Raw genomic sequence first — 16,655 nt, forward strand, 5'->3', positions numbered from 1 at the left:
CGAATCAACGGCAAACAACGAATCGCAGCGCAAAGACAGAAAGATTGACGAAGCTATTGCGTTCTTTCAGTCGCCTGACAAAGAGCATACATGGGCGGACTGGCTGCGCATCTTGCTGGAAGATTTGTTTGTCATTGACGCGCCATGTATCTATCCGCGTAAAACACTGGGCGGCGACTTATTCGCCCTTGAAGTGATAGACGGCGCAACAATTAAGCGCGTATTGGACAATACAGGCCGCTTGCCAGCACCGCCTGATACAGCGTATCAGCAAATCTTGCACGGCATGGCGGCGGTTTCACAATTTCAGCCCACTTATTCAACGCTTCCTGCGCTTTTATGATGTCTTCTGCTTGCATATAAGCCAAGACTTTCAATCGGGCTTCATACACTTTGGCGCAATAAATCATTTGCTTGCACTGTGTCTGTTTTTGGTCTATCATGTTTACTCCTTTTGTTGCAGGCCTCGTGCCTCAACCCTGCCCCACGTTACCGCGTGGGGCTTTCCTTTATCGGTCGCCCGTCTGTCCGGGCAGTCAACCGTCTTTCCGATTTGTCATCACTCCGTTACAATCGAGTTTCCACACAACAACCGACGGAGTAAAAAAATGTCGTCCAACTTATCCTTCCTACTCACCAAAGAGCTTATCCGCAGCGGTTCTATCCGCTTAAGCGGCAATACAGCCAAAGGACAAGCCGAAGAATTGGCGGTATTCATCCAAACACTTCATAAAAAACTCGAAGAATCGGGGCTAAATACCGATGACGGCCATTTAATCGAGCTGCTTTCTAAGTAATTCAAAGCCGTCTTTCAATCCCTCCGCGATTCTGTAAACCTCATCGCAGCCTTTGGCGGCGGCTTTCAGCATCGCTTTCTTAATCAGCCGTCTGTCTTTCTTTGACAGGCGGTTTTTATCTTGCTTCTTCATTTTCTTTCCTTTCTGGTAAATTGCGGATGACTTCCGCTTCAAGTTCTGTCAGAAGGGAACTTCTTAACCTCATAAGAAGTTACCTTCCCGTCTTTCTCTTCAATATAAATTTCTCGTCTATATTTCAGAGCCTTGCATATTGCAGACTGAGTAACACCAAGCAACTCCGCCGCTTTAACTTGCCCATTTTCACTTACATATTCCTGCAATGTGGTTCTCGTCATAAATACCTCCTATACTTAATTATAACCGCCCATAATTTTAAATGCAATACGGGCGGTAATTATGTTTTATATAAAACTTCCAGTAATATTATTTAAAAGAGGTTTTTTTATGAAAAAGCGCGAAATTTCAGATATTGAGAAAGAAGAGTGCAAGCTTCTAAAGCAACTTTTCAATGATAGAAAAAAGGAGCTGGGTTTATCACAAGCAAAAATTGCTGGCTTGATAGGGGTTACACAAGCGGCGATAAACCACTACTTAAACGGGACTAACGCATTAAATGCGTCTATTGCAAGTGAATTTGCAAAAGTATTAGGCGTTCCTGTCGGCAGCTTTAGCTGGAGACTGGAAAAAGAAATTAACGAGATGTCAAACTCACTAATAATATCGGATGGTGTTATAAATGGCGCACTTCACAATAATATTGGAGGCGTACACAACAACACCAGCTACACCCTAAATCAAAATAAAGAACAAATAAACTTATCCGAATGGGTTTTGGCTGCTCGTGAATATGCGGGACCTGAAATGACCCAAGAAAAATTAGCGGAACATCTTGGAAGAACGAAAGCAAATGTGTCAGCAATGGAAAACGGACGTTCAAAGCCATCGTTTGAGCAAATGATGGAGATACACAGGGTAACGGGATATCCTTTGCCATATCAGCAAAGTGCAGGAAGAGACCTTATTAATGGCAATCAGACAAATACCAGTTACACCCTGAATCAAGGCTTACCAATAGAACCCAATCCTGAAGAATTAGGCGATGCAGACAAGCACTTTTTAAAATCAATGCCGCTTTTGGATATTGATATAGCTGTTCGCCATCTCTCCAACCCTGATAAGGACAGGACGCAAATTCAGGGTAATGGGGACAGAGCAGCAACATTTATTCCACACTCGGGGAATACCGTTGGCGTCCGCATGGCTGATGATGTAGAGTTTGCAGGGATAAAACGTGGTGACATTCTGATAGTGGAGCCGAATATCCCGCCAAGAGATAAAGACTTGGTGCTTATTTGTATCGACAATACAGGCTACCAGCGCGGCATGGTGGGCAGGTTGTCCATTGCGATTGATGGGACGCATACCTTTATCTACGATGGCGGATCAGGCGTTCCGCTGCCTGATGGCGCGTTTATTGCCGGAGTAGTCGTAGAGGTTAAGCGTAGGCTGATACCAACGGATATCTTATTAAGCCGGCTTGACCCTGATTACAATATCCGCCAATCAAAACAAAGATGATATGAGTGAGGCCGTCTGAAAACAGGCGGCCTTTCGTGCGTCTTACGGAGAAACTATGATGAAAAACATGATATGGGTTAAAATCAAAGGGAAAGAATATCATGGAGGCTTTCCAGCCTCTTTTGCTGACAGCTTGTGCGAAATGCAACGCGGCTTTTACAGAACAGCCGCCCTTGCCTTGCATGGCGAAGAGAATATAAAACGCCTGACAAACGCCGAGCTAGAGAAGTATGAGATAGTTTTTAAAGTTGAAGAGGGTTGTACAGAAATCATCACGGATTTGTCTGATAAGGCGATAACCCTCGTAGAAGAAGCGTTTAAAACCATGCCGGCAGAGTATCAAGCAATACTAATCGGATTTATTTTCGCCTGCTATTTTGGGCATAAATCCTATGAATCACTGCAAAAAAGAAAAGAAGCAGAGGCCGAAATATCTTCCAAGGCGGAGATGATGAAGGCCATCGAATCAGTAGCTTCCAAAGGGTTTGATTCCGTGAAAGATGTTGCGGAATCAATTAACCGAAATACCGAAACACTGAAAGATTCCGTCTTAAAAAACGCTTCAACCGCCGACCAAATCCAGCTTGCCGGAAACGTTTACACGCAAGCAGATATTCAGGAAGCAAACAAGCGCAACAAATCGGATCGCACCAGCACCATTTTGCACGGCCAATTCAGGATTGCCATCATCGATAACACCTATCCCGAACTGCTTAAATTAACCCTGTTGGACAAATCCGGCACGGAATACATCGCCAAGATAGACACGACAGACATGTTTGCCGAAGATGTAAATAAAATATGGGAAGCCGCCCAATCCGGACAATTCAAAGAAATGCACATTAATGCCGTCATGAAAAATGGCGTTTATGAAAAAGGATTCATTGAAAGCATTGAATTATAAGGATTTACGAAGTGATTTTTCTCAATTCTTTTATCCAATTATTCAGGTATAATATACACCTGTCTTCATAGATTTATCCTTTTTCAGCCCGCCATGTGCGGGCTTTTTTCACGCCCCTTCAAACCTGAAAACAACACATATGGGCGGTTTTATTTTGTCTATTGGCAGGGGTTATACCGTTATTTACTTCACATTTACCGCCTATATGGGCGGTTTTTACGCCTGTATAAAATTAATTTCATTTAAAAACAATAAAGTATAAAAATTAAGCACTTTAAAGACTAAATATATTTGACTTTAAGTATAAAAAGATTATACTACACCCATCGAAGCAAAACACAGTTTCAACGGTTCTTTAAAAATTTGAAAGCGTAGTAACCGCCCTTCAGGTATTGCGTGAGCGGTAAATCAATTCGTCCGCCGTGTAGTCAAGGGGTTGATGATGAAACCGTCTGAAATGTTGAGAGTGGCAGGTAAACCAATCGCGTATTACCCGGAATTGGCAAAGCCTTTAGGCGGCGTGAACGCGTCAATCTTATTCAGTCATTTCTTCTACTGGCACGATAAGACACGGCATGAATTAGGCATTTACCGGACAGCGGAAGAAATTGAAATTGAAACTGGGCTATCCGTTCAAGAGCAAAGAACGGCACGGAATAAACTGAAAGAACGCGGTGTCTTGACCGAGACTGAAAAACGAATTGAACACCGCATTTACTACAAGCTGAATTTAGACGCTTTTGATGATTTGATGTTGCAACATTCGGGGAGTGAGGAATCAACAGCCGTTATAAGAACAGAAGATTTAACAGTATATACCCCCTTATCGGTTTTTATCGTTGTCTGTAATCAGGGTTTATTAAGAAATGATAGGATAAATTTCTATGATGATACCATAAAAAATATTAAGGGAATTTAAATAACAAAACCTGCCTTTGAAAAGGCAGGTTTTTTTTTCAGACGGCCTGTGAGCCGTTAAAGGTTTTGCAAACGCTCGACAGAAGGTGCGTAGTAGTAAGCACCTGATACGGCTTTAGACAAATATTTCAGCAGCAAGTCGGTTTTGCCGTCTGCATCGCCGAACATATTGAGCAGCTGAACTTCAATATTGTGCAGCGTGTTGCAATAGGAAGTGAACATCAAACCATGTTCGCCGCTGATTTTGCCGAAGGGCAGGCTGCGACGGACAATTTTTAAGCCAACGCCGTTTTCTTTGACATTGACGCGGCCGAGATGGGAGTCGGGCAGGCGCACGTCTTTGCTGAATTCGTCATTGGTTTCTTTGCTGCGGCCTACGCTGGCTTCTTGTTCGGCAGTAGGAACGGCATCCCATTTTTTCAAATCGTGCAGGTATTTTTGCAGCAAAACATAGCTGCCGCCGGCATCGGGCTTGCCTTCGGGAATGATGGCAACATTGCGTACATTGTCATCGCCCTGCGGATTTTCCGTACCATCGACAAAACCGTCCAAGCCGCGGTCTTCATATAGGCGCAGGCCGTGTTCTTCAGTGGCTACGCGAATGCTGTCGCCGAATGCGCTGAAAACAGATTGAGCCAAGGCATAGGCGGCTTTTTGCTCGGTGGCTTGAATGTGGATATAGAGGTCGTGTTGGGTGGAAGGGGCGAGGCCGTTGCCCAATTCAGGGAAAGGTTTGATTTCGCTGCCTTCGTCAGTATGGCCGAACGATTGCCATGCGCGGCTGCCGAAGGCAATGGTCAAACCCAAAATATCATTCGGAAAACGGGTTTTTAATTTGGCCAGTGCCTCCAAAGAAAGACGGCAGGCAGATTTGATGTCTTCATTGCGGCCGTCTGAAATGTCTGCTTCGATAAAAATACCGGCTTGTGCGTGATCAGGAATAATGGCTGATTGGGGATGGATCATGATGATTCCTTTCAAAATATTATGGGTTTTTACGCGTGGGATTATACACTGAAAGTTTCAGACGGCCTAAAATCTACCTTTTGATTTTTTAGGGCGGAAAGGCATGTTTGGCAAGATGTTTTTTGTGAGCGTCATTCTGTTGCAAGTGTTTACATTCGGGCTCGGACGTTCGCTGCAATGGCTGTTTGCGCCTTGGATTGGCAAAGTCGGCAGACGTTGGCTGATGGGTATTTCCTATTTCATTACAAACGGCTTGTTGGTCGGCTTGCTGCTGGAGTTGGGACATATAATGTTCCGCATGGTGGCGTTTTGGATGGTAATCTTGCTGTTTGTGATGTATGCCGCGCTGGCGACATTTATCCTATATCTTTTGCTGCGCCGTTTTATGGCGCGCCAACCGCTGTCACGAAGCCTGCGGCTGTTTGCGCCTTTGTTTGTGGCCGGTTTGCTCGGTTTTGGGATGTATAACGCCTATACGCCCGTTGTCCGCCATCAAACCGTATTCATCAATAAGAAAATGGATAAGCCGCTGCGTATCGGCGTGGCCAGCGATTTGCACTTGGGGATTTTGTTTGGCGCGCGTCAATTGGACAAGCTGACGGACATTATGAAGCGGGAACAAGTCGATATGGTGTTGCTGCCGGGCGATTTGATGGACGATACCGTCGATGCTTACCTTAAAGAAAACATGAAACCGCATTTGCAGAAGCTGACTGCGCCGATGGGCGTTTATGCCACTTTAGGCAATCATGACTGGTTCCACGATCAGAAGCGTATCAAGCATGAATTGCAAGCGGCAGGTTTGACGGTTTTGGCCAATCAGGTTTTGGAAGTGAATGGCGTGTTGCTGGTAGGGCGGAGCGATGATTTGGATCGCAAGCGTCCCAGTGCGGAACAGCTTTTGGAAGGTCAAAATACCCAATTACCGGTTTTATTGATGGACCACCGTCCTACTTCAATCGAAGCCCATGCCCGGCTGCCGATTGATGTGCAAGTTTCCGGCCATGTTCACAACGGCCAAGTTGCACCTGCCAACCTTATTGTCCGTACGCTTTATCGTCTTGCTTACGGTTATGAGGCGATCAGCAACGGCCATTTCTTCACCACTTCGGGCTACGGCTTCTGGGGCATTCCCCTTCGTTTGGGTTCGCAATCAGAAGTGTGGGTTATCGACATCAAGTCAAGGCATTGAAATAGAAATATAAACTTCAGGCCGTCTGAATTTCAGACGGCCTTTTTTATAAAAACTGGAAAAAATATTGGAATTGGATTATAATCAATGTAAAAAATCAGCCACCGATATGAGTGGCATCATAACTAGGGAACTCACTATGGGCATTATTAGTCTTACACTTATCTTCGTATCAATCGCCGCCGTCTTATTGTATTTCAAACAACAGTTGAAAGACCGCAAAAAAGACTGTCGCGAATCCTTTGTTTCTTTGCGCATTGCGCTCGACTGCCGACATCAGGCCGTCCGTCATGTATTGGATGCATACAGCAAACATCTGCAAGAGCAGGGCATTGCATCGGATCCAAACGTTCAGCAGATGTGTGCTGAAGTCGAAACCGCATTGGCGCAAACTGCCAAAACCTTTTCCGAATCTAAAATCAAACATCTGTGCGAAGCCGAAACAGCATTGAATTATGCGCTGAAAAAATTGCAAATTGCCGTCAACGGCCTTTTGAAACAGTATCCTGATGAGAAATTGGCCGGTTTGATGGAAATGCTGGATGCTGCAGAAGCGGAAGTCACATCGGCACGCCGCACTTACAACCGCAGAGCCGGAAGCTACAACCATCATTTGAACAAATTGCCCAACCGCCTTGTTGCCAAGCCATTAGGCTTTGATAAGCAGGCAAGATTGGTTCGTTTTACGGAAAACCAAACGCAACGAATGAGCAGCAATATGTTGGCTTAAAAATTAAGCAGTTTGCTGAATAAGCGATAAACAAAAGGCCGTCTGAAATATTAATTTCAGACGGCCTTTTGTGTGCTGTTAATGAAAAATACTTAGGTTTTTGCCAATTTATTGGGCAAAGCGGATCAGGCTGTCGGCAAGCTTATCGGCTGCAGTTTCATAACCTTGTGCAGAGAAGTGAACGCCGTCTTTGGCTGCCAAGCCTTGAGCCATCCAGTTTTTCATGCTGCATGCTCCGCCCATTGCATCCTGCCAAGACCAGAACATGATTTTTTCATCACGGGCAACACGTTGCTGCATTTGTTGTATTTCGCTGAGCAAGACAGGGCGGTTGCCGCAGCTGCCGTAGGTGGTTTTCAAAGATTCCGGAGCGCCGAGGATCAGGATACCTGCGTTGGGCAGGGTGTTTTTGATTTGACGGATGTAATTGCGCCATGTCTGCTCGGTAGAGGAAATATCGAGATTGCCGGAAAAGGCTTCATTGGTACCGTAGGCAAGGATGATTAAATCGGCTTTGGTTTGTGCCAAATCTTCCCACATGCCCGGCCGCCATTTTGACCATTGGGATAACTGCGCGCCGTTGATGCCCATGGCGGAAACGGTTACGCCGCGTCCGGGGCGTTCGATATTAATGAAACCGATTTGCCAAGGCATGCTGCTGCTGAGGGTCATTGGTAGGGAGGTATTAGTACGCAGCAGTTGCCAACCGTTTTGTGTAGCAGGGATTTCGCGTCCGTTGACGGTCAGGGTTTGCTCGGACCAAACCGGTTTGCCGAAAATGGAGATTTGTTGCATATCCATGCTGCCATCGGCTGCGCTTAAGGTAACGCTGCCGCCATCGGCGCGTGCTTCAATCCCGCCGAAAGAAAAATCGCTGTGTGATTTGCGGCTGCTGATGGTGTTCCAACCGCTGCCGTTGTAACGAACGGTTGCCATGCGCTGGCCTTTGACGGTATTAGGATAAACCCAACCGATGCCGCCGTTGCCCCATTGTTGTTGCAAACGGCGACGCAGGCGGTCGGTGAAATAGTCGCCGGCGGTGTGTGAGTCGCCGACTTGGATAATGCGGAACTTGCCGTCTGAAGTATTGTTGAGCTGTTGCAGTTTATTCAGCCAGGCAGGGCGGTTGGAGCCGTAGTTGCTTAACAGGCCGTCATTGGTTGCGCAGGCGGTAATAGGGAGTGCGAGAAGTGTGAGGAGTAAGGTTTTATTAAATTTCATGGTTGTGTATCGTGTGTAAAATTAATTTTTTCCATAATTTTTCCGGCCAGTAGTTTTTGGCCTTCTGCAGAAAAGTGAATGCCGTCCTTGCTGCGGTAACGGATGATTTTTCCATCTACTTTGACAGAGTCGGCATATTCTTCTGCTCCATTGCTCAACAGTTTGTCGGTCGGCAGCCAAATGGCTTGAGGCGATACTGTACCCGACAGGATTTTGTCGAGGTAGCGCATCTGTTCGTTGAGCTTGGCTTTTTTCATGTAAGGAATGCCCAGCCAAATGACTTGGACATCATGTGTGGAGGCTGCATTAAGAATACGGCGGACGCGGTTGAGGTATTCCGCTTCCCATTCGGGGGAGGCGAACTTCAGGTATTTTTTACCCATCGGGAAATCCCAAGGGTCGTTAGGGCCTAAGAATACAACCAAAACGCGGATGTCGGGTTCTTTTTGCAAAGTTTGTTCGATGGTTTTCGGCCAGTCGAAGAAATTGGGGTAGGACAAACCGGTGCTTTGTTTGCTGAGGTTGACCGATTGTACGCCATATTCTTGCTTGAGGTGTTTTTGTACGAAAGGTGCAACGCCCTGCATCAGCGAGTCGCCGGCAAAGAAGACTTTGTTGCCTTTTTTCAACACGACCTGCGTTGCCGACTGTTCAGCTTGATTGCCTGGCTCGCTGGCGGCGGTATCCGTATTGTTAGCCGCATCGGAAGCAGCAGAGCCTTTTTGATTGTCCGATACTTTAATGTTTTCCGTATTTTCAGACGGCCTTATTGTTTCAATACTAGAGTCTTCCGAAGCCAAAGCGTCTTCTGTTTCCAGTGAAGCTTTCAGGCCGTCTGAAAATTCGTAGGCTTTTTGTTGCCAATCCGCACCAATCCTCCACCAAGCGTATTCGGATAAAGGCTCAAGCGGACTGTTCTCATGATAGGTCTGCTGCCAATAAGCATTGATGGAGTTTTGGGAAAACCACGTCAGCGCAACCGCACTGAGCAGAATCGAAACAAACAGGGAGATAAAGCGTTTCATGTTCTGCTCCTTAGAAGTTGGCGTAAATAAAGCCGGGAATGCCGGACGGGGCGAAGATGATAATCAGGGTGAGGATAAGCGTGATGGGGATAAACCACAGCCATGCAGGCAGTTTGTCCAAGCCTTTTACCGATGCTTCAAATAAGCGAAGTAAATACGGGTACAGCAAAAGCATCATCGCAAATGTACCCAGCAACATGAGGTCGGTCGGCAGAGGCGTGTTCCAACCTTTGTCATTGGCAAATAATGCACTGAACAGCATTTCCGTATCGGCAAGCGTTGCGCTGTTGAACACAACAAAAGCGAAACAAACGAAATGGAAGGTAAACAGCCAGGCAAGCGGTTTGCCGATTTTCAGACGGCCTAAGGCATTGCGGCCGACGATTTTATCGCCGCAGTTAAGGAACACCAAAGCCGAACCGTGCAGCGCGCCCCAAATCAAAAAGCTCCAGCCGTAGCCATGCCAAATGCCGGAAAGTAACATGGCAATCATCAGATTGAGCTGGGTGCGTCCGAAGCCTTTTTTGCTGCCGCCCAAAGGGATATAGATATAGTCGCGAATCCAACTGGACAGGCTGATGTGCCATCTGTCCCAGAAGTCGCGGATGTTGATGGCGCGAAGCGGCGCGGCAAAGTTTTTCGGCAGCTGGAAGCCGAGCAGCATGGCTAAGCCGATGACCAAATCCGAGTAGCCGGAAAAGTCGAAAAAGAGTTGGAAGGTGTAGCCATAAATCGCAGACAACACGCCCCAGCCGTCGAACTGTGCCGGATTTTCAAAAACAGGCGATACCCAATCTTCTGCCAATACGCCGGCAAGCCACCACTTTTTGGCAATGCCCAATACAATCAGGCCGACCGCCAAAGCCGGATAAATCAGCTGGCGTGCCTGTTTGGTGCGGATTTGCGCCAATGCGCCCGCTTGTTCGCCGTCTATGCTTTTAAAAGCGGCCGCACGGATAATCGGGCCGGATGTGATGGTGGGGAAGAAGCTCAGATGCAGTAGGAGCTCGTGCCATTCAAAACGGTCTCCCTTAGGCTCGCGGTAGCAATACACCAAGTAAGCCAGCGATTGGAAAGTGTAATAAGACAAGCCTAAAGGCAAAAGGATGTCGATGACGGCGCTTTGCCCTGTATATTGTTGAATAATCAGGCGGAAAAAGTCGAAGTATTTGAAGAAACACAAAACAGTCAATGCCGCCGAAATACCGAAACCCAGCCAAAATTTGCGGATATTCTCGTTTTCAGAAAACATCAGCACGCTGACCAGGTAAACCACAGACGAGTAAACCAAAATCAGCGCGGCAAAGATAGGGTCGATACGGTAAAGCCAGCCCAGTCCGGCAACCAAAAGTAAAACGTTTTGAACTTGCGGCAAACGTACAAATGCCCAGTACAGCGGCAAAAATGCGATAAAGAATACCGCAAACTCAATAGACAGCAACGGCATGGCAATTCCTTGATGTGTTTAAACTTTCAAACTTTTCGATTGATTGTTATTTTTTGGCGTTAAGTTTGGCACGGATGACTTCGACTACCGCGGGTAAAATCGAAATCACGATGATTGCCGCCATGACTAAGCCCAGATTGTTTTTGACGACGGGGATGTTGGCGAAGAAGTAGCCTGCATAGGAAAACGACAATACCCACAACACTGCGCCGATAATGTTGTAACGGATAAACGTGCCGTAGTGCATATCGCCCATGCCTGCGACAAATGGCGCAAACGTCCGCACAATCGGCACAAAGCGGGCAATGATGATGGTTTTGCCGCCATGTTTTTCATAAAAAGCATGGGTTTTTTCCAAATACGAACGTCGGAAAATTTTGGAATCCGGATTGGCAAACAGTTTTTGTCCGAAATACTTGCCAATCATGAAGTTGGCCGCATCGCCTAAAATGGCGGCAGCCAAGAGCAGCAATACCATGACGTGGATGTTCATGTCGCCGATGGCAGCAATACCGCCGGCAGCAAACAGCAGCGAGTCGCCGGGTAAAAATGGCGTTACGACCAAACCGGTTTCGCAGAAAATCACAACAAACAAAATCGCGTAAATCCACGGGCCGTATTGGGCGGAAAGGTGGACAAGGTGTTGGTCGATATGGAGGATGAAATCAATAAGGGTAGAAATCACTAGGGTTCCCAAATAAAAAGGCCGTCTGAAAAAGAACAGACAAATGTTTCGGCGAGAAGTTCGACATTGTAAAACCAAAGCGGAATAAAACCAATGCCGTAAGCGCGTCAAGATATGTTTAGAAGTGCAGATATGTTGCAGGTATAGGCTGCAGACGGACTTTATCCTTGATGGTGGACGGCAAAACAACGTAAAATAAAGCCGATTTCAACCTAACCGGTGCGCCTTTGTGAACCAGCTCATCTTCGATTTTGCCAGCCATGATTATCCCGGCTTCGACAAATTTCTGGGAACAGAAAATGCCGAGCTGGTGTATGTGTTGCAGCACAAACATGGGCAATTTATCTATGTTTGGGGCGAAGAGGGCGCAGGCAAAAGTCATCTCTTGCGGGCGTGGGTTGCACAGGCGCTTGATGCCGGACGAAATGCCCTCTATATTGATGCCGCCGCCACGCCGCTGACAGAAGCCGCGTTGGATGCGGAGTATCTCGCCATTGACCAAATCGAAAAGCTTAATAATGAAGAGCAGGCTTTACTGTTTGCCATCTCCAACCGCTTCCGCAACAGCGGCAAAGGCTTTTTGCTTTTGAGTTCCGAATATACGCCGCAGCAGCTTGTTATTCGCGAAGACTTGCGCACACGCATGGCGTATTGCTTGGTTTACGAAGTCAAACCGTTGACCGACCGGGAAAAAATCGATGCGCTTGTCAGCATGGCGGCCGCCCGTCAGGTAACCATCGATCCGGAAATATTCGAATACCTGCTGAATCATTGGCGGCGCGATATGGACAGCCTGATGCAAATGCTTGATACCCTCGATAATTACGCCGTTATGATGGGCAAACGCATTACTTTGCCGCTTTTGCGCCAGCTTTTAAAACAACAGGAAACACAATGAAAAACCTTGCCATTTTCGACCTCGACAATACCTTAATCAATACCGATTCGGATCACTCCTGGCCGCAATACCTGATTAAAAAAGGCATAGTGGATGCGGCTGAAACTGAGGCGCAAAATGAAAAGTTCTACCAAGACTATCAAAACGGTTGTCTTGATATCGATGCCTTCCTCAAATTCCATCTCGCGCCTTTAGCCCGTTTCAGCAAGGAAGAGTTGGCTGAGTTTCATCGTGAGTTTATGGCCGAATATATTGTTCCGCATATTTCTCCGATGCAGTGTATGTTGGTGCAAAGCCATCAAATGGCAGGCGACGAAATGTTGGTTATTTCTTCGACCAACGAATTCATCATTACCCCTATCTGCCATCTTTTCGGTATTCACAACATTATCGGCACACAGCTTGAAACCGGTGAAGACGGCCGATATACGGGCAACTATATCGGTACGCCCAGCCTGAAAGAAGGCAAAATTACCCGATTGAACCAATGGCTTGCTGAGCGTGGCGAGACCTTTGAAAGCTACGGTAAGGTTTATTTTTACAGCGACTCCAAAAACGATTTACCGTTGCTGCGTATCGTGGACGAACCTGTCGCCGTCAATCCGGATGCCGAGCTGGAAAAAGAAGCCAAAGCAAAAGGTTGGCCGATTTTGAATTTCAAATAACGATGAATCAGGCCGTCTGAAATATTTAACCTAACCACAACCCTAATAAGGACTAAAACATGAAAACGACTAAACTCCTCGCCTAAGCCCTGTTGTTTGCCGCTGTATTCGGTACCGCACAAGCAGCTGATACCGAAACCCTGGAAGCCATGAAAGCGCAAAACGGCAGCGTTAAAACCGTTTTGATGGATGTTTTCACAACTCCTGCCGGCAATGTTGACCGCGTGAATATCATTCAATCCAGCGGTAATCCTGAAATGGACGAACGCGCAGTGAAAAGCGTTTCCAAATATCCTTATCCGAAACGCAAAACTGCATCTAAATATCAACACACCGTTACTTTTGAAACTAACGTTGAAGTAATCAACAACTAATTCGGACGCAAGGCCATCTGAAAAACAGAAGGCGTTTTGATTGGGAAATTCCCTGTCAAAACGCCGTTTTATTATTTAAACAAGTATAACCAAAATTGTCGTAAAACCACACGCTCCGGTGCTATACTGAAACAAATAAACCGCTTCATCACACATCATGTCTCCCCGTCCAGTTACCATTACTTCCTACAATATGCACAAAGGCATGTCTGCGCTCAACCGCAAAGTGCAGGTCAATCGCATGGCTGATGCGCTGGGTGCATTGAGTTCGGACGTTTTGTTTTTACAAGAAGTCCAAGGACAGCATCTCAACAGAAGCCGTCGTACCGACTTTCCCGATGCGCCGCATTACGACATCATCGGCGACAGCCTCGATTATCATCGCAGCTACGGCAAAAATGCCGTCTATCCCAAACGACACCACGGTAACGCCATTCTCAGCCGCCTGCCGCTGAAAACGGAAAACAACCTCAACATTAGCGTCAACAAACTCGAACAACGCGGCCTGTTGCATTGCGAAGTCGTACCTGAAGGCTGGGAAGATCCGCTGGTGTGTTTGTGTGTCCACCTCAACTTGCGCGAGCCGGACCGCCTCAGACAATACCGAGCCATCAGCGACTACGTTGGCCGATATATTCGTCCGGAAAGCCCGTTGATTATTGCCGGCGATTTTAATGACTGGCGGCAGAAATCAGCCCATGAGCTGGGTAGGGCATTAGATTTGAACGAAGTATTCGTCGATAATACAGGCAAACGCCCCAAAACCTTCCCTTCGCGCCTGCCCATCCTCAGCCTCGACCGCATTTACACGCGCAACCTTGATGTCATTGATTCTGAAATCCACAACAGTAAAGACTGGCAGCATTTGTCAGATCATCTGCCGTTGAGTGTAACGGTTAGGCCGCATCGTAAAATGAATATGAAATCAGATAGAAAAATGTAAGGTTGAAATTTTTTTAAAGCACTATTGGCAATGTATCGAAAGAAAAAGTTTTTTCACTTGGATATTTGAGACAAAAACAGGCCGTCTGAAAAGTTTCAGACGGCCTGTTTAAGTTTATAAAAAAGCGCAAACCTTTTTATGTCAAAAGTTTGCGCTTTAAATCTGGTGGAGGCGGGGGGAATCGAACCCCCGTCCGAAAGTCCTCTACAGAGCGTTCTACATACTTAGTTGTGTCTATTTAGAATCTCGTCCTCATCATGCCGACCAACAGGCCTTCAGAGAACCAGTTACCTTAAATCTCGTTTCCTGCCAAGTAACCCGACAGAAAACCAGTCAATGTAGAATGACGTTGCGGTAGCTTGCGCTACACAGCCCATTGACCAACTGCTGCAACGGCAGGCCTTAAGCGGCCAGTGCGTAAGTTTCGTCGTTTGCGACTATTTAAATTCAGTGTTTTACGGGAAATCTGAGACCCCGGTATGCCCGCATCTGCTTTGCAACCCCCGTCGAAACCAAGATCGCCCCCAGATAGGAAAAGTCGATTATACGCATGTCTGCGTGCTTTGCCAAGTTGCCGATTGATTGAAAAGGCCGTCTGAACAGCAGTTTGCTTTTTCAGACGGCCTGTTTGGCTTAGGTTTATTGATGGTAGTTTTGCAAGAAGCGTTTGAGTTTGTCCATGGCTTCTTCGATTTGATGAACGGGCGGCAGGGTAACGATACGGAAGTGGTCGGGGCGTATCCAGTTGAAGCCTGTACCTTGGACGAACAAGACTTTTTCACGCACGAGCAAATCGTAGATGAATTTCATGTCGTCATGAATGCCGTACATTTCGGTATCGATTTTTGGGAACATATACATCGCGCCCATTGGTTTGACGCAGGAAACACCGGGGATTTGGTTGATCAGTTCCCATGCTTTATTGCGTTGTTCCAACAGGCGGCCGCCTGGCAGGATAAATTCGTTGATGCTTTGATAGCCGCCCAAGGCCGTCTGAATGGCGTGTTGCATCGGCGTATTGGCACAAAGACGCATGGAAGAGAGCATGTCGAGGCCTTCGATATAGCCTTTGGCATGATGTTTCGGACCGTTGAGCACCATCCAGCCTTGGCGGAAACCGGCCACGCGGTAGGCTTTGGAGAGGCCGTTAAACGTAATGGTCAGCAAGTCGGGGGCGAGGGCGGCAATGTGATGGTGTACGGCACCATCATAAAGAATTTTGTCGTAAATTTCGTCGGCAAAAATAATCAGGCCGTGTTTACGCGCTAATTCGGCGATTTCCAGCAGGATTTCTTTGCTGTACACCGCGCCGGTAGGGTTGTTGGGATTGATGACGACGATGGCTTTGGTTTTCGGCGTAATTTTGGCTTCTATATCAGCCAGATTCGGGAACCAGTCGTTTTCTTCGTCGCACAAATAATGACGCACATTGCCGCCGGCCAGTGTCGCGGCTGCGGTCCACAGTGGATAGTCAGGCGCAGGAATCAGGATTTCATCGCCATCGTTGAGCAATGCCTGCATGGACATGGTAATCAGTTCGGATACGCCGTTGCCGATGTAAACGTCGTTGACGGTAACGTCGAGCAAGCCTTTGGTTTGATAGTAATGAACGATGGCTTTGCGTGCAGAATAAAGGCCTTTGGAGTCGCAATAGCCCTGCGCGGTTGGCAGGTTGCGGATCACGTCAACCAAAATTTCATCAGGCGCTTCAAAGCCGAACGGGGCAGGGTTGCCGATATTGAGCTTGAGGATTTTGTTGCCTTCTTCTTCCAGTTGCAGGGCTTTTTTATGAACCGGGCCGCGGATGTCGTAGCAAACGTGGTCCAGCTTGGACGATTTGGGAAATTTCTCCATGATGTGTGTTCCGTAAAATTGTTAACAATGGGGTAAATGTACTCTTTTTGCGGGTAAATTAAAAGGGTTTCAGACGGCCAAAGTTTATTTATTGAGCGCTTCGGCACGGCGAACCGTCACGCTTTTGCCGCCTATGCCCCAGTTGTCCATATCGATTTCATCAATGACGACGACGGTTGTCTCAGGGTTTTTGTTGAGAACGCGTGAGAGTAATTCGGTTACCCCGCGGATTAATTCGGCTTTTTGCTCTGCACTCGGGGCTTCGCTGCCGCTGGTTACTTTGATGTTGACGTAAGGCATGGCTGTTTCCTTTTAAAATAGCGTTCATATGTTATCTTATTTTTATCAGGCCGTCTGAAATTTAATTGCAGGATTTTTCATTGCTCATGACTGCTTTTACAAAGAATTAAGTTTTTTGGAATAGATTGTTTTTACAA

General features: G+C 46.9%; 18 protein-coding genes, 1 other RNA gene and 2 pseudogenes. 11 read left to right on the plus strand and 10 right to left on the minus strand.

Annotation, left to right across the window (positions count from 1 at the left end; all coding sequences use genetic code 11):
- A pseudogene (locus HMPREF3052_RS08750) lies at positions 1–343 on the plus strand (hypothetical protein); the annotation flags it as partial.
- Positions 344–608: 265 nt separating this feature from the next.
- Positions 609–797 carry a hypothetical protein gene (locus HMPREF3052_RS08755; RefSeq protein WP_070749544.1) on the plus strand — a complete coding sequence of 63 codons (189 nt, stop codon included), beginning with the start codon at positions 609–611 and terminating at the stop codon, positions 795–797.
- Here the strand turns inward: HMPREF3052_RS08755 and HMPREF3052_RS11655 are convergent.
- Both HMPREF3052_RS11655 and HMPREF3052_RS08760 read right to left on the minus strand, forming a co-directional pair.
- Entirely contained in the window at positions 774–929 is a 156-nt protein-coding gene (locus HMPREF3052_RS11655; protein ID WP_141756629.1) for a hypothetical protein, read from the minus strand. The genes HMPREF3052_RS08755 and HMPREF3052_RS11655 overlap by 24 nt on opposite strands.
- A gap of 38 nt (positions 930–967) precedes the next feature.
- The gene (locus HMPREF3052_RS08760; protein ID WP_070749545.1) at positions 968–1,153 is read right to left on the minus strand and encodes a Cro/CI family transcriptional regulator; all 186 of its coding nucleotides are present in this window, start codon (positions 1,151–1,153) and stop codon (positions 968–970) included.
- Positions 1,154–1,262: 109 nt separating this feature from the next.
- On the opposite strand from HMPREF3052_RS08760, the gene HMPREF3052_RS11815 reads away from it, so the two are divergent.
- The 3 genes and pseudogenes from HMPREF3052_RS11815 to HMPREF3052_RS08775 form a co-directional block, all read left to right on the plus strand.
- A complete protein-coding gene (locus tag HMPREF3052_RS11815; RefSeq protein ID WP_070749546.1) occupies positions 1,263–2,396 on the plus strand; it encodes a helix-turn-helix domain-containing protein in 1,134 nt (377 codons plus the stop codon).
- 55 nt (positions 2,397–2,451) lie between these two features.
- Positions 2,452–3,300, plus strand: a complete 849-nt coding sequence (locus HMPREF3052_RS08770; protein WP_070749547.1) for a hypothetical protein — start codon at positions 2,452–2,454, stop codon at positions 3,298–3,300.
- A 439-nt stretch (positions 3,301–3,739) separates the two neighbouring features.
- Positions 3,740–4,126 (plus strand): annotated as a pseudogene (locus HMPREF3052_RS08775) (hypothetical protein); the annotation flags it as partial.
- 149 nt (positions 4,127–4,275) lie between these two features.
- On the opposite strand, the gene HMPREF3052_RS08780 reads toward HMPREF3052_RS08775, so the two are convergent.
- A complete protein-coding gene (locus HMPREF3052_RS08780) occupies positions 4,276–5,184 on the minus strand; it encodes a Dyp-type peroxidase (protein WP_070749549.1) in 909 nt (302 codons plus the stop codon).
- Between the two features lie 103 nt (positions 5,185–5,287).
- Here HMPREF3052_RS08780 and HMPREF3052_RS08785 point away from each other — a divergent pair, with 103 nt between their 5' ends.
- Both HMPREF3052_RS08785 and HMPREF3052_RS08790 read left to right on the plus strand, forming a co-directional pair.
- Positions 5,288–6,376 (plus strand): metallophosphoesterase, encoded by a 1,089-nt coding sequence (locus tag HMPREF3052_RS08785; protein ID WP_070749550.1) that lies wholly within the window; start codon positions 5,288–5,290, stop codon positions 6,374–6,376.
- Between the two features lie 139 nt (positions 6,377–6,515).
- The gene (locus HMPREF3052_RS08790; RefSeq protein WP_070749551.1) at positions 6,516–7,106 is read left to right on the plus strand and encodes a LemA family protein; all 591 of its coding nucleotides are present in this window, start codon (positions 6,516–6,518) and stop codon (positions 7,104–7,106) included.
- 108 nt (positions 7,107–7,214) lie between these two features.
- On the opposite strand, the gene HMPREF3052_RS08795 is transcribed toward HMPREF3052_RS08790, so the two are convergent.
- Genes HMPREF3052_RS08795 through HMPREF3052_RS08810 form a run of 4 tightly spaced genes read right to left on the minus strand, consistent with a single transcriptional unit; the run spans position 7,215 to position 11,484 of the window.
- Complete coding sequence (locus HMPREF3052_RS08795) at positions 7,215–8,327, minus strand: SGNH/GDSL hydrolase family protein (protein WP_070749552.1); 1,113 nt, start codon at positions 8,325–8,327, stop codon at positions 7,215–7,217.
- Positions 8,324–9,352 carry a peptidoglycan O-acetyltransferase PatB gene (gene patB, locus HMPREF3052_RS08800; RefSeq protein WP_070749553.1) on the minus strand — a complete coding sequence of 343 codons (1,029 nt, stop codon included), beginning with the start codon at positions 9,350–9,352 and terminating at the stop codon, positions 8,324–8,326. Before patB ends, HMPREF3052_RS08795 begins: the two co-directional genes overlap by 4 nt.
- Positions 9,353–9,362: 10 nt before the next feature.
- On the minus strand, positions 9,363–10,799 hold the full coding sequence (locus HMPREF3052_RS08805) for an MBOAT family O-acyltransferase (protein WP_070749554.1): 1,437 nt from the start codon (positions 10,797–10,799) through the stop codon (positions 9,363–9,365).
- A gap of 46 nt (positions 10,800–10,845) precedes the next feature.
- Positions 10,846–11,484 carry a DedA family protein gene (locus HMPREF3052_RS08810; protein ID WP_070749555.1) on the minus strand — a complete coding sequence of 213 codons (639 nt, stop codon included), beginning with the start codon at positions 11,482–11,484 and terminating at the stop codon, positions 10,846–10,848.
- Between the two features lie 229 nt (positions 11,485–11,713).
- Here HMPREF3052_RS08810 and hda point away from each other — a divergent pair, with 229 nt between their 5' ends.
- From hda to HMPREF3052_RS08830, 4 genes are all read left to right on the plus strand, one after another.
- Positions 11,714–12,382: a DnaA regulatory inactivator Hda gene (gene hda / locus HMPREF3052_RS08815; RefSeq protein WP_070749556.1), complete on the plus strand. Its 669-nt coding sequence runs from the start codon at positions 11,714–11,716 to the stop codon at positions 12,380–12,382.
- Positions 12,379–13,047, plus strand: a complete 669-nt coding sequence (locus HMPREF3052_RS08820) for a histidinol-phosphatase (RefSeq protein WP_070749557.1) — start codon at positions 12,379–12,381, stop codon at positions 13,045–13,047. The genes hda and HMPREF3052_RS08820 overlap by 4 nt, the downstream gene beginning before the upstream one ends.
- A gap of 92 nt (positions 13,048–13,139) precedes the next feature.
- Positions 13,140–13,421, plus strand: coding sequence for a TonB family protein (locus tag HMPREF3052_RS08825; RefSeq protein WP_224783503.1), 282 nt, complete (start codon positions 13,140–13,142; stop codon positions 13,419–13,421).
- A gap of 157 nt (positions 13,422–13,578) precedes the next feature.
- A complete protein-coding gene (locus HMPREF3052_RS08830; RefSeq protein ID WP_070749558.1) occupies positions 13,579–14,364 on the plus strand; it encodes an endonuclease/exonuclease/phosphatase family protein in 786 nt (261 codons plus the stop codon).
- A gap of 163 nt (positions 14,365–14,527) precedes the next feature.
- Here the strand turns inward: HMPREF3052_RS08830 and ssrA are convergent.
- The 3 genes from ssrA to HMPREF3052_RS08845 form a co-directional block, all read right to left on the minus strand.
- Positions 14,528–14,890: a transfer-messenger RNA gene (ssrA, locus tag HMPREF3052_RS08835) on the minus strand.
- Positions 14,891–15,003: 113 nt separating this feature from the next.
- Positions 15,004–16,218 (minus strand): pyridoxal phosphate-dependent aminotransferase, encoded by a 1,215-nt coding sequence (locus HMPREF3052_RS08840; RefSeq protein WP_070749559.1) that lies wholly within the window; start codon positions 16,216–16,218, stop codon positions 15,004–15,006.
- A gap of 84 nt (positions 16,219–16,302) precedes the next feature.
- Entirely contained in the window at positions 16,303–16,518 is a 216-nt protein-coding gene (locus tag HMPREF3052_RS08845; protein WP_070749560.1) for a tautomerase family protein, read from the minus strand.
- Positions 16,519–16,655: the final 137 nt, after the last annotated feature.

The sequence above is a fragment of the Neisseria sp. HMSC056A03 genome, assembly GCF_001815685.1.
In the GTDB taxonomy this organism is placed as follows: Bacteria; Pseudomonadota; Gammaproteobacteria; order Burkholderiales; family Neisseriaceae; genus Neisseria; species Neisseria subflava.